General features: G+C 59.1%; 15 protein-coding genes. 6 read left to right on the forward strand and 9 right to left on the reverse strand.

The window, feature by feature from the left end; all coding sequences use genetic code 11:
- Nucleotides 1-44 precede the first annotated feature (44 nt).
- Nucleotides 45-2,048, forward strand: coding sequence for a hydantoinase/oxoprolinase family protein (locus TRL7639_RS20485; protein ID WP_085797761.1), 2,004 nt, complete (start codon nucleotides 45-47; stop codon nucleotides 2,046-2,048).
- Nucleotides 2,049-2,137: 89 nt separating this feature from the next.
- The gene (locus TRL7639_RS20490) at nucleotides 2,138-2,851 is read left to right on the forward strand and encodes a class II aldolase/adducin family protein (RefSeq protein ID WP_085797762.1); all 714 of its coding nucleotides are present in this window, start codon (nucleotides 2,138-2,140) and stop codon (nucleotides 2,849-2,851) included.
- A gap of 45 nt (nucleotides 2,852-2,896) precedes the next feature.
- Here the strand turns inward: TRL7639_RS20490 and msrA are convergent, their stop codons facing one another.
- Nucleotides 2,897-3,409, reverse strand: coding sequence for a peptide-methionine (S)-S-oxide reductase MsrA (msrA, locus tag TRL7639_RS20495; RefSeq protein WP_085797763.1), 513 nt, complete (start codon nucleotides 3,407-3,409; stop codon nucleotides 2,897-2,899).
- Nucleotides 3,406-3,855, reverse strand: coding sequence for a peptide-methionine (R)-S-oxide reductase MsrB (gene msrB, locus TRL7639_RS20500; RefSeq protein ID WP_085797764.1), 450 nt, complete (start codon nucleotides 3,853-3,855; stop codon nucleotides 3,406-3,408). The genes msrA and msrB overlap by 4 nt, the downstream gene beginning before the upstream one ends.
- A 138-nt stretch (nucleotides 3,856-3,993) precedes the next feature.
- Here msrB and TRL7639_RS20505 point away from each other — a divergent pair, with 138 nt between their 5' ends.
- Nucleotides 3,994-4,515: a glutathione peroxidase gene (locus TRL7639_RS20505; RefSeq protein WP_085797765.1), complete on the forward strand. Its 522-nt coding sequence runs from the start codon at nucleotides 3,994-3,996 to the stop codon at nucleotides 4,513-4,515.
- Here TRL7639_RS20505 and TRL7639_RS20510 read toward each other — a convergent pair.
- The 6 genes from TRL7639_RS20510 to ade all read right to left on the reverse strand — a co-directional run bounded on the left by TRL7639_RS20510 (nucleotide 4,512) and on the right by ade (nucleotide 11,279).
- A complete protein-coding gene (locus tag TRL7639_RS20510; RefSeq protein WP_085797766.1) occupies nucleotides 4,512-5,390 on the reverse strand; it encodes a DMT family transporter in 879 nt (292 codons plus the stop codon). The genes TRL7639_RS20505 and TRL7639_RS20510 overlap by 4 nt on opposite strands.
- 143 nt (nucleotides 5,391-5,533) lie before the next feature.
- The gene (locus TRL7639_RS20515; protein ID WP_085797767.1) at nucleotides 5,534-6,187 is read right to left on the reverse strand and encodes a DUF1826 domain-containing protein; all 654 of its coding nucleotides are present in this window, start codon (nucleotides 6,185-6,187) and stop codon (nucleotides 5,534-5,536) included.
- A complete protein-coding gene (locus TRL7639_RS20520; protein ID WP_085797768.1) occupies nucleotides 6,184-7,395 on the reverse strand; it encodes a GTP-binding protein in 1,212 nt (403 codons plus the stop codon). Before TRL7639_RS20520 ends, TRL7639_RS20515 begins: the two co-directional genes overlap by 4 nt.
- A gap of 202 nt (nucleotides 7,396-7,597) precedes the next feature.
- Nucleotides 7,598-7,885, reverse strand: coding sequence for an HU family DNA-binding protein (locus TRL7639_RS20525; RefSeq protein WP_085797769.1), 288 nt, complete (start codon nucleotides 7,883-7,885; stop codon nucleotides 7,598-7,600).
- Between the two features lie 131 nt (nucleotides 7,886-8,016).
- Nucleotides 8,017-9,480 carry an AMP nucleosidase gene (locus TRL7639_RS20530; protein WP_085797770.1) on the reverse strand — a complete coding sequence of 488 codons (1,464 nt, stop codon included), beginning with the start codon at nucleotides 9,478-9,480 and terminating at the stop codon, nucleotides 8,017-8,019.
- Nucleotides 9,477-11,279, reverse strand: coding sequence for an adenine deaminase (ade, locus tag TRL7639_RS20535; protein WP_085797771.1), 1,803 nt, complete (start codon nucleotides 11,277-11,279; stop codon nucleotides 9,477-9,479). The genes TRL7639_RS20530 and ade overlap by 4 nt, the downstream gene beginning before the upstream one ends.
- Before the next feature lie 88 nt (nucleotides 11,280-11,367).
- Between ade and arsC the strand changes: the two genes are divergently transcribed.
- Nucleotides 11,368-11,793 carry an arsenate reductase (glutaredoxin) gene (arsC, locus tag TRL7639_RS20540; protein WP_085797772.1) on the forward strand — a complete coding sequence of 142 codons (426 nt, stop codon included), beginning with the start codon at nucleotides 11,368-11,370 and terminating at the stop codon, nucleotides 11,791-11,793.
- A gap of 78 nt (nucleotides 11,794-11,871) precedes the next feature.
- Nucleotides 11,872-12,294: a VOC family protein gene (locus tag TRL7639_RS20545; protein ID WP_085797773.1), complete on the forward strand. Its 423-nt coding sequence runs from the start codon at nucleotides 11,872-11,874 to the stop codon at nucleotides 12,292-12,294.
- Between the two features lie 152 nt (nucleotides 12,295-12,446).
- Here the strand turns inward: TRL7639_RS20545 and TRL7639_RS20550 are convergent, their stop codons facing one another.
- Nucleotides 12,447-13,322, reverse strand: coding sequence for a LysR family transcriptional regulator (locus TRL7639_RS20550; RefSeq protein WP_085797774.1), 876 nt, complete (start codon nucleotides 13,320-13,322; stop codon nucleotides 12,447-12,449).
- A gap of 126 nt (nucleotides 13,323-13,448) precedes the next feature.
- Between TRL7639_RS20550 and TRL7639_RS20555 the strand changes: the two genes are divergently transcribed.
- Nucleotides 13,449-14,204, forward strand: a complete 756-nt coding sequence (locus TRL7639_RS20555) for a class II aldolase and adducin N-terminal domain-containing protein (RefSeq protein WP_085797775.1) — start codon at nucleotides 13,449-13,451, stop codon at nucleotides 14,202-14,204.
- The last annotated feature ends 22 nt before the right edge of the window (nucleotides 14,205-14,226 follow it).

Consider the following 14,226-nt stretch of genomic DNA (forward strand, 5'->3'; position numbering starts at 1 on the left):
GAACTCGCTATGTGGTGAGGTCACGACGCGAATGGAGGATCAAGATGGCGCTGTCTTTGGGCGTGGATACCGGCGGGACCTATACGGATGCGGTGCTGATCCGGGACGAGCGAGATGTCATTGCTTCGGCCAAGTCGCTGACCACACGGGCCGATCTGGCGATTGGGGTGGGCAAGGCGATCAAGTCGGTTCTGGCGCAGGCAGATGTCAGCGCGGATCAGGTGACGCTGGCCTCTTTGTCGACCACACTGGCCACCAACGCCCTAGTCGAGGGGCAGGGCGGGCGTGTTGCGCTGATCTATATCGGGTTTCGCGAGCAGGATCTGGACAAGCACGGTCTTTCAGATGCGCTCAAAGGTGATCCGGCGCTGGTGATCGCGGGCGGGCACAGCCATGCGGGCAGTGAGAAAACGCCGCTGGATGTGACGGCGCTTGAGGCATTCATCGACGCCAACACCGGGATATCGGGCTATGCGGTTGCTGCGCAGTTCGCCACTCGCAACCCCGCGCACGAGCTTGAAGCGGCCCGCATCATCACCGAGCGTACCGGCGTTCCGGTGACCTGTTCGCACCAGCTGTCGGCCAAGTTGAACGGTCCCAAACGGGCGGTGACGGCCGTATTGAATGCACGTCTGATCGGCATGATCGATCGCCTGATTGGCCGGGCGCAGGATACGTTGGTGGATCTGGGGATCACAGCACCGATGATGGTGGTGCGAGGCGATGGAGCACTGATGAGCGCCGAACAGGCGCGCGAGCGGCCCATCGAAACCATTTTGAGCGGCCCGGCGGCCTCGATCGTCGGGGCCTGCTGGCTGACCGATACGGAAAACGCGCTGGTGTCTGACATTGGTGGCACAACCACGGATGTGGCTCTGATCAAGGATGGAAAGCCCGCAATTGACCCCGCAGGCGCGCGGGTTGGCGGGTTCCGCACCATGGTCGAGGCGGTCGCGATGCGCACCAGCGGCCTGGGCGGTGACAGTCAGGTTCATGTGGTGACCGAGGGGTTGACGGGCGGCGTGTTCCTTGGCCCACGTCGGGTTGTGCCCGTTTCGCTGATCGCGTCCGAGGCGCCTCAGGTGGTGCATGACGTGCTGGACACGCAACTGCATTCATCGACGCCCGGCGAGCACGACGCCCGCTTTGCGCGGGTCGTGCCCGGTATTCCATTTGATGGTGTGGGCGAGCGTGAGGCCGTTCTGATTGAACGTCTGGGCGATCGGGTTGTGCCCTTGGATCAGGTGCTGCGAACCCGGATGGAACACGGCGCGCTTGGGCGTCTGGTGGACCGTGGGATCGTGCAGGTGTCCGGTGTGACCCCTTCAGACGCGAGCCACGTTTTGGGACGGCTGGACAGTTGGGATCGGTCGGCAGCGGAAAAAGCGCTCGAGCTTTTTTCGCGCAAACGCGTCGGAACAGGCGACCGCATTTCTGCCACGCCCCGCGACATGGCACAGATCATTGTGGATCAGTTGACTGAACAGACCGCTTTGACCTTGTTAGAGACTGCTTTTGCGGAAGAGACCGAAGATTTCGGTGTTCCGCCTGAACAACTTGCCCGTCATGTCCTGTTGCAAAAGGGGCTGTCCAATCACCGGGGCTTGCTGGCATTGGATGCATCGTTGAACGTGGATGTGGTGGGGCTTGGCGCCTCGGCGCCCAGCTACTACCCAGCGGTTGGAGAGCGTTTGTGTTGCAACATGATCCTGCCGGAGCACGCAGGTGTCGCCAATGCCGTAGGGGCTGTTGTCGGTCGGGTCACATTCCGCCGAAGCGGCACCGTGACCTCCCCATCCGAGGGCAAGTACCGGGTTCACCTGGACTCAGGGCCGCAGGATTTCACCGAGTCGGACGCAGCTTTGACTTTGTTAGAGACTGTTTTGCGCCAAGAGGCCGAAGGCGCTGCAAAGGCCGCTGGTGCGGCGGATATTCGGGTACTGGTTGAACGCGACATCCGCACCGCGAGGATCGAGGCACGGGATGTTTTTGTCGAAGGCATGCTGACGGTCGAGGCCAGTGGACGACCCCGCGTGGCGGTTGGCTAGCGCTCTCAAAGCGACACGGCTGACGGATTCCTTCAATCTTGGCTTTCGATCCTGATGCAGTCTGTACTGACATCAAAGTGAGGATCGCAATGCAACATCGTCAGGACCGCATCGACTTGGCTGCTTGTTTAAGGCTGGCCGCCCGCAACGGATGGCAGAGGGGTGTGGACAATCACTTTTCGTTGGCGGTTGATGAGGGGCATTTCCTGGTCAACGCCCGTGGCCTGCATTGGTCCGAGGTTACAGCATCGAACCTGTTGCTGGCCAATCACGACGGCAATGTTGTTGAGGGGGAGGGAGAGATTGAGGCGTCGGCCTTTTATATCCATTCCCACATCCATCGTACTGTACCCCATGCGCGCTGCGTTCTGCACGCCCATCCGACCTATTCCACGGCGCTTGGCTGTATCGAAGGGGGGCGGCTTGAGAACTGCCATCAGGACGCTTTGAGGTTCCTGGGGCGGGTGTCCTACGACGGGGACTTCAGCGGGTCTGCCTTTGATGACGGAGAAGGTGGGCGCATTGCAGCAACCATTGGGAACGGCAATATCGTTGTCATGGCGCACCACGGGATCACCGTGGTCGGGGAAACCGTGGCGCGGGCCTATGACGATTTCTACAACTTTGAGGTAGCTTGCGAATACCAGCTGACGGCAATGGCCTCGGGCCGTCCGCTGGCCATTCTTCCAGATGATGTCGCTGAAAAGCTTGCCGCAGGCATGTGGGACGAACGCCAGATCGACTTTCACTTTGCAGCGATGAAGCGGCTGTTGGATCGGGACGAGCCCGATTATGCCCAGTAAAAAGGGAAACGCCCCACCGAAATCGGAGGGGCGTGATTTGTCGTCTTATTCTGCCGCTTCTGACCGCTTGGGCAGCACCCAGTCGGGGCGCGCAAAGTGGCAGGTATAGCCGTTAGGAATGCGCTCCAGGTAGTCCTGATGCTCGGGCTCGGCATCCCAGAAATCGCCCACCGGCTCGACCTCGGTCACGACTTTGCCGGGCCATAGGCCGCTGGCGTTCACGTCAGCGATGGTGTCCAGCGCGGTCGCCTTCTGTGCCTCATCCACATAATAGATCGCTGACCGATAGCTCATACCCATATCGTTGCCTTGACGGTTCACCGTGGTCGGGTCGTGGATCTGGAAAAAGAATTCCAGCAGCTTGCGATAGCTGATCTGCGCAGGATCAAAAAAGATCTCGATCCCCTCGGCATGGGTGCCATGGTTGCGATATGTGGCGTTGGGAACGTCCCCGCCGGTATAACCCACGCGGGTCCCCGAGACGCCGGGCATTTTGCGGATCAGGTCCTGCATGCCCCAGAAACAGCCACCTGCCAGAACGGCGCGTTCAGTGCTCATGCGATATCCTCCACTTGATTGATGTAGTCGCCATAGCCTTCGGCCTCCATGTCGTTGCGATGCACGAAACGGAGCGAGGCAGAATTGATGCAATACCGCAGCCCGCCGCGGTCCATCGGGCCGTCGGGAAAGACATGGCCCAGATGGCTGTCGCCATGGGTCGAGCGCACCTCGGTCCGGATCATGCCCAGGGTGCGGTCTTCGAGTTCCTGCACGTGGGCTGGTTCGATAGGCTTGGTAAAGCTGGGCCAGCCACAACCGGATTCGTATTTGTCGGACGAGGCAAATAGCGGCTCACCCGACACGATGTCCACATAGATGCCCGGTTCCTTGTTGTGCAACAGTTTGCCGGTTCCGGGGCGTTCTGTGCCGCTGTTTTGGGTCACATAGAACTCTTCCTGCGACAGGGCGGCGATGGCCTGAGGGTCTTTGGTGTAATTGGTCATGCAACCTCCGGTTCTGATTTGAACACGTATGTGGGGTCGTGGAATGAAAAGCAAAGATTTGTTTCATTCAGATAGCAGCAACGTGCAATTCATCCAATCAGCTTCGGTGGACGTATGAATCGCAACAGGAGGTTCAAAATGATCAGACTTGGTATTCTAGGCCTGCTGCTGCTTATCGGCCACATGGTTCATGCAGGTCCGGTTCGCGGTGTGTTTGATTCGATCGACGGGGGCCAACTCTCCATGAAAGAGTGGCAGGGTCGGCCCGTGTTGGTGGTGAACACTGCGTCTCAATGCGCCTACACGGACCAATATGTCGGCCTTCAAAAGCTCTATGATCGCTACCGTGATCGTGGCCTAATCGTGCTGGCAGTGCCGTCTGACGACTTCAATCAAGAGTTGGATACCAGCGAGGATGTAAAGCAGTTCTGCGAAGTGAACTATGGTCTGGATGTGCCGATGACCGACATCAAATCGGTTCGCGGTTCATCGGCACATCCCTTCTATCGTCAGGTCAAAGAGGACACGGGATTTGAGCCGCGATGGAACTTTAACAAGGTTCTGGTTGCGCCTGATGGCTCTGTGGCGGCAACCTTTGGATCGGCGACCCGTCCCGACTCGGGCAAGATCGTCAGCGCCATCGAAGAGCTTCTGAATTAGATAGGTTTTGGGGCCGGTTGGCGGGCCAGCTGTACCGCGAGAATGCCAAGCGTGGTGATCACAACACCGAGACCGTCAAGCACCCCAAGGCTTTCGCCCAATAGTGCGGCCGCCACGGCAACGCCGAACGCAGGGTTGAGGAAGTGAAAGGTCGAGGCCCGGATTGCACCGATCCGATCCAGCAGCAGGAACCAGATCAACGTCGCAGCCAGCCCGGGGATCAAGGTGGTGTAGGCAAAGGCCAAAAGGAACGGCATGGTCGGATTGATATAGATGTTTTCGAACACCGGGGCTGCCACGAAAAGAACCGCCGACCCAACCAGCATCTGCAACCCCACAACCATCATGAAATTGCCGCCCGACGTGGCGCCGCGCACAGACAGTGTGGCAAAGGTCAGTGCCAGGGCACCCAATCCACATAGCATCAGTCCAAACAGGTCGATGCCACCAGATATCCGCGCACCCATGATCAACGCGACACCGCCAAATCCCATGAGCAAGCCAATCAGGCCAAGGGGTCGCAAGCGCTCACCAAAAATCAGCCAGTTCGCCAGTGCCACCATCAGCGGCATGGTCGAGGCGATGATGGCCGCGACCGAAGCCTCGATCGTTTGCATCGCATAGAAATTCAGACCCAAATACAGCGCATTCTGGCAAATCCCGAACATGATCGTTGCAAACAGCTGCGGACGCGTCAGCCGCCAGCTTTGTCCCATGATCCGTGCGATAAGCACGCCCAACAGGCCAGAAATCAGAAACCGCAAGGCCAGCGAAAAGAGCGGGGAGGCATCGGCAACGATGATCCGTGCTGATGTAAAAGCCGATGACCACATGAATGCAAAGGCCAGCCCCATGATGATGGCGCGCATGTCCATGATGCTGTCCCTCTTCCTCATGCAGCGAGAGGACAGTTCATCAAATCACACAGGCATGCAAGGGCGTTAGTATGTGTTGATACAATAGAGCGGACGTTGCACGAAGATGCCCCGAATGAAACGATGGGGCATCCTCCTAGCCATCAATGCATATATTGGTGATCGGGTTCACTTTCCGGTTCCTCGATCGGATCGAGAACAAGCACCAGACGCGTTTCCCCGGTCCCTTCGATCGGTGGAGAGCGGTGGACAAGGCGTGATTTCGATTGATCGGGCCAAAGCGTTCCGCGCAGCAGGACCGGCGCGCCAGTTGACGCGGTGAAAATGTGATCCGGCTCGTCCGCGTCCCGCAGGATCCCGTATTGCGTGCCAGTTCCGCGATAGGTGCAGACCAACCGGGCCGTGACGGCGTCGATGTGGAACCGTCGGCAGGCGTTTGTCGTCACAACATCAAGACGGAGACGCAGCCAATTCGCGCCCATGAGATTGGCAAAAACATCTGCCATCGCCGCCACATCATCAACCAGCAGATCGCATTCAGCGCAGTCCGGGGTGCCGGAAACCTCACACACCTTGCGCATTGCATCGCGTACCGCATGTGGACGCAGAATGACCCTGGTCTTGGGCAATTGCTCGGGGTCAAGCGTGCTGATCCAAGATTGAAACTGCGACGTCGGTTTGCGCTGCCAGATCACGCCAGCAATGTTGGGTTTTCTCAGCTCGACCAGACCCTCGGGCGTTTCCGTCACGCCAACGCGGGATGCGATGTCAGTTTCGATTGCGCGGATGACATTCATGCTGCGGCCTCGGCTCGGCGCCAGATCGGGAAGGGATCTGGCAGATCGGGAAGGTCATGAGGCCCGGTCGTGGCGATGGTGGGCAACAGGGCCCCGTCGAGCTTGGCCTTGAGTGCGGGCCAGTTGATACCGCTGCCGATGAAAACGATCTCTTGGCGGCGATCCCCCCAAGGTTCCTGCCAATGTTCCTGCATGTAAGCACGCGCGCTTTCATGGTCGGGGCGTCGGTCTTCGGGAACGGTGGCCCACCAGGTGCCAAGCGGTTGGATCGACGACAAGGCGCCGGCCAGCGAGAATTCAGCGACCCAATCGGGGCGGGTCGCGATCCAGAAATGGCCCTTGGCGCGGATTACACCGGGCAGGTTACCATTCAGCACCTCAAGGATCTTTTCTGGGATGAAAGGTTGGCGTGCCCGGTAGACAAAGCTGGTGACGCCGTATTCTTCGGTTTCGGGGACGTGATCGGCAAAACCGTAAAGCTCCTTTGCCCACATCGGATGTTCATGCGCCTTTTCGAAATCGAACAGGCCAGTGTCCAGAATTTCACCTGCAGGCACGTCTGACTGGTTCGTTTCGATGATCCTTGCATCCGCGTTGAGGCTGCGGATGATCTTGCGGGCGGCGTCCACTCGCTCAGGTCCTGCATCTGCAACCTTGTTCAGGATCACGACATCAGCGAATTCTATCTGGTCGGTGAGAAGGTGAACCAGCGTTCGTTCGTCTTCTTCGCCCATGGTCTCACCACGGTCGCTCAGGAAATCGTGGCTGGAGTAATCTTCGAGCAGGTTCACGGCATCAACCACTGTCACCATCGTGTCCAGACGCGAGACGTCGGACAGGCTCTGGCCAAACTCGTCACGGAAGTCAAAGGTGGCGGCGACGGGCAGGGGTTCTGAAATGCCGGTAGATTCAATCAGAAGATAGTCGAAACGCCCTTCGCCAGCGAGGCGTCGCACCTCGTCCAGCAGATCATCGCGCAGGGTGCAGCAGATACAACCGTTCGACATCTCGACCAGCGTTTCATCGGTTCGCGAGAGCTCAGCGTCTGCGCGCACCAGATCGGCGTCGATGTTCACCTCGGACATGTCGTTGACAATCACGGCAACCCTGCGCCCGTCGCGATTGTTCAAAACCCGGTTCAACAGGGTTGTTTTGCCTGCGCCCAGAAAGCCGGACAGGACGGTTACGGGAAGGCGGTCACCGGTCATCAAAAGTGGTCCTCTCTGTCGAGTGTCTGGCGCGGGGAGAAGCGCCAGATCTGCTTACGATTGATACTGCTATGTTATAACATAACTGAAAGCAACCCTGTCAAACCCTGAGGAGTGATCGGCGGAACCGCCTGGTGGGTCGAAGCAAAGAAAAAGGGCCGCCAATCGGCGACCCCAATCCGTTCAGATCAAGAGGATCCGATCAGCCGTTCACGCTGTCTTTCAGCGCTTTGGCGATGGTCATTTTCACGACCTTGTCGGCTTCTTTCTTGAACTGCTCGCCAGTGGCAGGGTTGCGCACCATACGCTCGGGGCGCTCACGGCAATAGATCTTGCCCACGCCCGGCAGGGTCACGGCGCCACCGCCGGAAACTTCGCGGGTGATCAGGCCGGTGATGGCGTCGAGTGCTGCGCCAGCGGCTTTTTTATCTGTACCCATTTCCTCGGCCAGTGCTGCGACGAGCTGAGTTTTGGTCATAGGCTTTGCCATTTCTTGGTCTCCTTACTGTGCCCGATCAGTTGGGCCTCATCGCGTAACTCTAACTGGATATTGTGAGGTAACACAACGAATAGTAGCACCGAAAACCAGGAAAATATGGGGTTTTCGGCGGTTTTTTGCGCTCAGAGGAAGGCTGTTTCGTCAAACGAGCGCAATTTCCGGCTGTGTAGACGCTCCAGAGGCATCCCGCGCAGCGCCTCCATCGCGCGAATTCCGATGGCCAGATGACGGCTGACCTGGGTTGTATAGAACTCGGACGCCATGCCTGGCAACTTTAACTCACCATGCAACGGCTTGTCCGAGACGCACAGCAACGTGCCATAGGGAACACGGAACCTGTAGCCGTTGGCGGCGATGGTGGCGCTTTCCATATCCAGCGCAATGGCACGCGACTGACTGAGGCGCTGCACGGGGCCGGACTGATCGCGCAGCTCCCAATTGCGGTTGTCGATGGTGGCAACCGTGCCGGTGCGCATCACCCGCTTCAGGTCGTATCCGGCGAGCTCCGTCACCTCGGCCACGGCCTGTTCCAGCGCGATCTGGATCTCGGCCAGGGCCGGGATCGGAACCCAGACGGGTAGATCATCATCCAGCACGTGATCTTCGCGCAGGTACGCATGTGCCAAAACGAAATCCCCAAGCGCCTGGGTGTTTCGCAAGCCGGCGCAATGACCAACCATCAGCCAGGCGTGCGGACGCAGCACAGCAATGTGGTCTGTCGCGGTCTTGGCGTTTGATGGCCCCACGCCGATGTTGACCAGAGTGATCCCAGACCCATCCTTCCGTTTAAGGTGATAGGTCGGCATCTGAGGCAGCTTGGCAGGCGCTTCGATAGGTGTCTCGGCGTCCGTAATCTCTACATTTCCTGTGCTGACAAAGCTGGTGTAACCGCTGTTCGAATCGGCCAGCTGGGTGCGGGCGTAGGCTTCGAACTCGGAAACGTAGAATTGATAGTTTGTAAACAGAACATGGTTCTGAAAGTGGCCTGGGTCGGTCGCTGTATAGTGGGACAGACGCGCCAGCGAATAATCGATGCGTTGTGCAGTGAACAATGCCAGTGGACCGGTGCCATTGCTGGGCACATGGGTGCCATTCACGATGTCATCGTTTGTGGTGCTCAGATCCGGCACGTCGAACACATCACGCAAGGTAAAGCCCGCTGCGCCTTCTTGCGGCACTGTAAGCCCTGGATTGGCTGCCACGGCGAAATGCACGGGGATGGGCGTGTCCGACGGGCCAATGGTGACGGGCTGCCCGTGGTTCTTGATCAACAAAGCGATCTGCTGTGTCAGATAGGACCGAAATAGCCGCGGCTGCGTGATGGTCGTGGCATGGGTGCCCGGATTGGTCACATGTCCATAGCTCAGTCGGCTATCAACCTGGGCGTAGCTGGTCGTCTTGATCCGAACCTCGGGGTAGAACGCGCGCACATGACGCTCTGGGGCGCCTTCGACCATCGCTTCGGAAAACCGCTGACACAGAAAGGCCGTCGCCTGATCATACAGTTCGATCAGCCGCTTTACGGCTTGCTCCGGGTCGGTGAAGCTTTCTGACTCAAGGGTCTCAGGGGTGGCGTATTCCGTCATTCAAGTGGGTCCAGTAGGTCAATTTTTTCAAAGGTGCGCACGTCGATCAGGCCCAGGTCCGAAATTCGCAATTCCGGGATCACCACCAGAGCCAGCAAAGAGTGCTGCATGTAAGCGTTGTTCAGGTCACATCCGCAAGATTGCATCGCGGCGACCATCTGCTCGGCTTTCGCGGCGACGTCCGTGGCGGGGCTGTCGGACATGAGCCCGGCAATGGGCAGTTCCACCAGCGCCAGCTCTTCGCCGTCTCGCCAGATGGTGATACCGCCGCCAACCTCGGCCAGCCGGTTGGCGGCCAAGGCCATCTGCGCCCGGTCCGTGCCAACGACGATCATGTGATGGCTGTCGTGCGCCACGGTCGAGGCCATGGCCATGCGCCCCTGATAGCCAAAGCCTGAAACAAAGGCGTTGGTCACGCCGCCTGTGGCCCGATGCCTTTCAACAAGTGCGATCTGGCAGGTCTCTCCATCACCTTCGACCAGCCCCTCACGCACCGGAAGATCAGCCTTGAGCGCCTTTGTCGGTGCCTGATTTTCCACAACGCCAATGACATTGGCACGGACGGAATTTGCGCCTTCGGGGGCTTTGATCTCAAAATCGACCGCGCCTAGTTCATGACCCAAATGCACCGTGCCGCGCGCAGAGTCCGGCCAGTCGAAATGCGGGCAATCCACCGTAATAGAGCCGTTTTCAGCAACGATCTGCCCGCGTGCGATCACGGTTTCTATCGGCAGGTCGGTCAGGCTGGAGGTCAAGATAACGTCCGCCCGACGCCCCGGTGTGATCGAGCCAATCTCACGCTCCAATCCAAAGTGAGTGGCGGTGTTGATCGTCGCCATTTGCAACGCGATCAATGGATCACAGCCGCAGGCAATCGCGTGCCGCACCACCCGGTTCATATGACCGTCATTGACCAACGTGCCGGAATGGCAGTCATCGGTACACAGGATGAAGTTGCGCGGATCAAGCCCCTTTTCTGTCACGGCCGTGATCTGGCTTTCGACGTCATACCAGGCGGACCCCAGCCGCATCATCGACCGCATCCCCTGACGGACACGAGCGATGGCGTCCGCTTCACAGGTTCCTTCGTGATCATCCGCCGGTCCACCCGCAACATAAGCCGCAAAAGCAGGGCCCAGATCAGGCGAGGCATAGTGCCCGCCCACGGTCTTGCCTGCGGTTTGCGTCGCCGCAATTTCGGCCAGCATCTTGGGGTCGGCATTGGACACACCGGGAAAGTTCATCATCTCGCCCAACCCGATGATGCCGGGCCAGGTCATCGCCTCGGCCACATCTTCGGGGCTGATTTCATAGCCGGTGGTTTCCAAGCCCGGCGCAGACGGCGCACAAGAGGGCATTTGGGTAAAGATGTTGACCGGCTGCATCAGCGCCTCGTCATGCATCATGCGCACGCCGTCCAGGCCGAGAACATTGGCGATCTCATGCGGGTCGGTGAACATCGAGGTGGTGCCGTGAGGGATCACGGCACGGGCGAACTCGGCGGGCGTCAGCATGCCGCTTTCGATGTGCATGTGCCCGTCGCACAGGCCGGGGATCATGTAACGGTCGTTGGCCTCGATGATTTGCGTATCGGGGCCGGTGCAATGGCTGGCGTCGGGGCCGACAAAGGCGATGCGCCCGGCAGCGATGGCGACCGAATGATCGGGTAGAGTTTCGCGGGTGTGCACATTGACCCAGATACCACCGGTGATGACGGTGTCAGCGGCCTCGCGCCCGGCGGCGACGGCGATCAAACGGGGGGCCACTGCGGGCCAGCTGGGGAAAGTTGTCTGTTCCATGGTTCAACTTTCCCGAATGTTAGCGCCTGTGCAACCCCTCCCGTCGCGGTATCATGAAAGGGTTACATCTGGTCGGGTATAGGGTCCCATGGAAATCGTCATTCATCACAACCCCGCCTGCGGCACCTCGCGCAATGTGCTGCAAATCATCCGCGACGCTGGCTATGATCCGGTCGTGGTCGAGTATCTGGACACCGGCTGGACCCGCCCACAACTGCAGGCGTTATTTGCCGCCGCTGGCATCACGCCGCGCCAGGCCCTGCGCACGAGCAAATCCCCGACCGAAGAGCTTGGGTTGCTCGATCCGTCCGTCTCGGACGCCGCACTGCTTGATGCGATGTTGGAGCATCCGGTTCTGGTGAACCGCCCCATCGTGGCCTGCGCCAACGGGGTAAAGCTCTGCCGCCCGTCTGGTGCAATCCTGGATCTGCTGGACAATTGGCCGCCCGCGCCTTGGGCCAAGGAAGATGGCGCGCTGCTGATCGACGAATTGGGGCACCGGCTGCCGGAATAAGCCGCAATCCGGTTGGAAATCTCCTTGTGAGTTGACGCTCTTTTCGCTCTCATCGAGGGGCAGAAGGGGAGGCATGTCATGGACTATGAAACGGTGGATGCTGATGCATTCGGTCGGTCGCTCAAAGGGATCGGGCTGAACCTGTTGGTGCGGGATGTGCAGGCGAAATGCGCCTTTCTAGCGGAGGTGTTCGGGATGCGCAGCCATCAGGTGACAGCGGATTTTGCCATCGTGACCTACGGCGACCAGGTATTTCAGCTGCATAGCGACGGCACCTATCACGCGAACCCGTTGCTGAATCTTTTGCCGGAAAATCCACCGCGCGGGGCAGGAATGGAAATTCGCCTTTATGACAGCGACCCGGATGAGGCCGTGCAACGGGCCGAGGCTTTTGGGTCCACGGTTTTGCAAGTTGCGACAGACAAACCACATGGGCTGCGCGAAGCGTATATCCTTTGCGCTGATGGGTACGCTTGGGTTCCAAGCAGACCCAAAAGTTAGTTTGAACAATTGCCAAGTGGCGCGACCTTGCGGTCACGCGTCCTGCGAACGGCAGGGGGCCGGGCAGGCGCGGGCAAAGCACGCGCCTGCCCGGCCCAACGGGAGGAGGTGTTCCGTCAGGAACATCGACGACGGGCGGGAGGGCTTGTGGATCAGGGAGACACTTCAGCCGATATCTCGGACCTCAACCAATTGGTAAAGGCGATGGCACCGGGGTTTTCTTCGGCTTGGGGTGACAGCAGCAGATAGTAGGCTTCGGGCATGGCCGCGCGATGCGCAAAGGGCGCGATCAGGCGGCCCTCGTCAATCAATCCGCGCACGATCGTGTCATGGGCCAGACACAGCCCTCCTCCGGCCATCGCCACGGACAGGCTGACCATATAGGTCGTGGCATATGTGATCGGCGGACTTCCCCACTTTAGACCCTGATCTTCGGCCCAGTTCGACCAATTCGACAACAGGTTCGAGCAATCATAGAGCGGTTGATCCTGCACATTATCCAATGTCACAGAATACCCTGGCGCGCACACCGGATAGTAGTGATCGGTCCGCAGCAACTCTGTCCGGACCGTATCCGCGGGTCGCAAAGAATAGCGGATTTCGACGGCTGCGCCTTCGGCCATTTCTCGTGGCTCCCAAAGCTCGGTGAAGATGTTCAGTTGAACGTCCGGATGCAGCGCGCGAAACCGGGGCAGCTTTGGCGCAAGCCAATTCACGGCAAAGGTGATGTTTGATTGCACCTGCACCGCATTTACCTGATCCCCGACCACAGCTTGGGTCCCCCGAACCAGGGTCCGAAACGCCTCGCGCACCACCGGCAGATAGGTGATGCCGGTTTCCGTCAACTCCAACGCCCGGGGGCGGCGATGAAACAGCGGACGCCCCAGGTGCCCCTCAAGCGATTTGATCTGCTGGCTGACCGCGCTTTGCGTCATGTTCAAATCACGCGCGGCACCGGTGAACGACAGGTGGCGCGCTGCGGCCTCGAACGTGCGAAGCCAGCCCAATGGGGGGAGGGGTTTCTGCATATGCATAACTCTGCCATTAGTAACACTAATGGGATAGCTTTGTTTTTTTCGTTGGTCAAATGCAAGTCCCGGATGCAGGTTCTTGCTCACCTAGGGACACCGCCTCGGCATCAGGGAGAATCGGCGATGAGCGTGACAAATCTGCGACCCAACATGGATCACTGGTCCGAGCGGGTTGATATGGCGGCGGCCTTTCGCTGGACCGTCAAGTTGGACATGCACGAGGCTGTGGCCAACCACTTCAGTCTTGCCGTGAATGAAGACGGCACGCAGTTCCTGATGAACCCGAACCAGATGCATTTCAGCAGGGTCAAAGCCTCGAACCTGTTGCTGCTGGATGCAAATGATCCGAACACGATGGATATGCCCGGTGCGCCTGATCCTACCGCGTGGGGGCTGCATGGCTCGATCCATCGCCACTGCCCGCATGCGCGCTGTGTGATGCATGTGCATTCGATCCACGCCACGGTTCTGGCTTCGCTGGCTGACAGCAACATCCTCCCGATCGATCAGAACACCGCGACCTTCTACAACCGCTATGTGATTGATGAAGAGTTCGGCGGCTTGGCGTTCGAAAGCGAAGGGGAACGCTGTGCCTCGATGCTGAACGACCCAAAGAAAAAGGTCATGATCATGGGAAATCATGGCGTTCTGGTGATCGGCAGTGACGCGGCAGATGCGTTCAACCGGCTCTATTATTTCGAGCGCGCGGCCGAGACATACATTCGCGCCCTGCAAACCGGCCAAAAGCTGCGGGTGCTCAGCGATGAAATCGCCGAGAAGACCGCGCAAGAGCTTGAGGATTATCCAAGCCAGGCCGAAGCGCATATGCGTGAGATGAAAGCGATCCTGGACGCAGAAGGGTCTGACTACGCCAGCTAAGTGGCGTTAGCCGCCAAGCCAG

Source organism: Falsiruegeria litorea R37, assembly GCF_900172225.1.
In the GTDB taxonomy this organism is placed as follows: domain Bacteria; phylum Pseudomonadota; class Alphaproteobacteria; order Rhodobacterales; family Rhodobacteraceae; genus Falsiruegeria; species Falsiruegeria litorea.

Coding starts and splice junctions, on each gene's coding strand:
- TRL7639_RS20510 (WP_085797766.1), bottom strand. CDS start 5,390: ATGGACATGCGCGCCATCATCATGGGGCTGGCCTTTGCATTCATGTGG.
- msrB (WP_085797764.1), bottom strand. CDS start 3,855: ATGACCAATTACACCAAAGACCCTCAGGCCATCGCCGCCCTGTCGCAG.
- TRL7639_RS20520 (WP_085797768.1), bottom strand. CDS start 7,395: ATGACCGGTGACCGCCTTCCCGTAACCGTCCTGTCCGGCTTTCTGGGC.
- arsC (WP_085797772.1), top strand. CDS start 11,368: ATGGAAATCGTCATTCATCACAACCCCGCCTGCGGCACCTCGCGCAAT.
- TRL7639_RS20530 (WP_085797770.1), bottom strand. CDS start 9,480: ATGACGGAATACGCCACCCCTGAGACCCTTGAGTCAGAAAGCTTCACC.
- TRL7639_RS20550 (WP_085797774.1), bottom strand. CDS start 13,322: ATGCAGAAACCCCTCCCCCCATTGGGCTGGCTTCGCACGTTCGAGGCC.
- TRL7639_RS20525 (WP_085797769.1), bottom strand. CDS start 7,885: ATGGCAAAGCCTATGACCAAAACTCAGCTCGTCGCAGCACTGGCCGAG.
- ade (WP_085797771.1), bottom strand. CDS start 11,279: ATGGAACAGACAACTTTCCCCAGCTGGCCCGCAGTGGCCCCCCGTTTG.
- msrA (WP_085797763.1), bottom strand. CDS start 3,409: ATGAGCACTGAACGCGCCGTTCTGGCAGGTGGCTGTTTCTGGGGCATG.
- TRL7639_RS20545 (WP_085797773.1), top strand. CDS start 11,872: ATGGACTATGAAACGGTGGATGCTGATGCATTCGGTCGGTCGCTCAAA.
- TRL7639_RS20505 (WP_085797765.1), top strand. CDS start 3,994: ATGATCAGACTTGGTATTCTAGGCCTGCTGCTGCTTATCGGCCACATG.
- TRL7639_RS20490 (WP_085797762.1), top strand. CDS start 2,138: ATGCAACATCGTCAGGACCGCATCGACTTGGCTGCTTGTTTAAGGCTG.
- TRL7639_RS20555 (WP_085797775.1), top strand. CDS start 13,449: ATGAGCGTGACAAATCTGCGACCCAACATGGATCACTGGTCCGAGCGG.
- TRL7639_RS20515 (WP_085797767.1), bottom strand. CDS start 6,187: ATGAATGTCATCCGCGCAATCGAAACTGACATCGCATCCCGCGTTGGC.
- TRL7639_RS20485 (WP_085797761.1), top strand. CDS start 45: ATGGCGCTGTCTTTGGGCGTGGATACCGGCGGGACCTATACGGATGCG.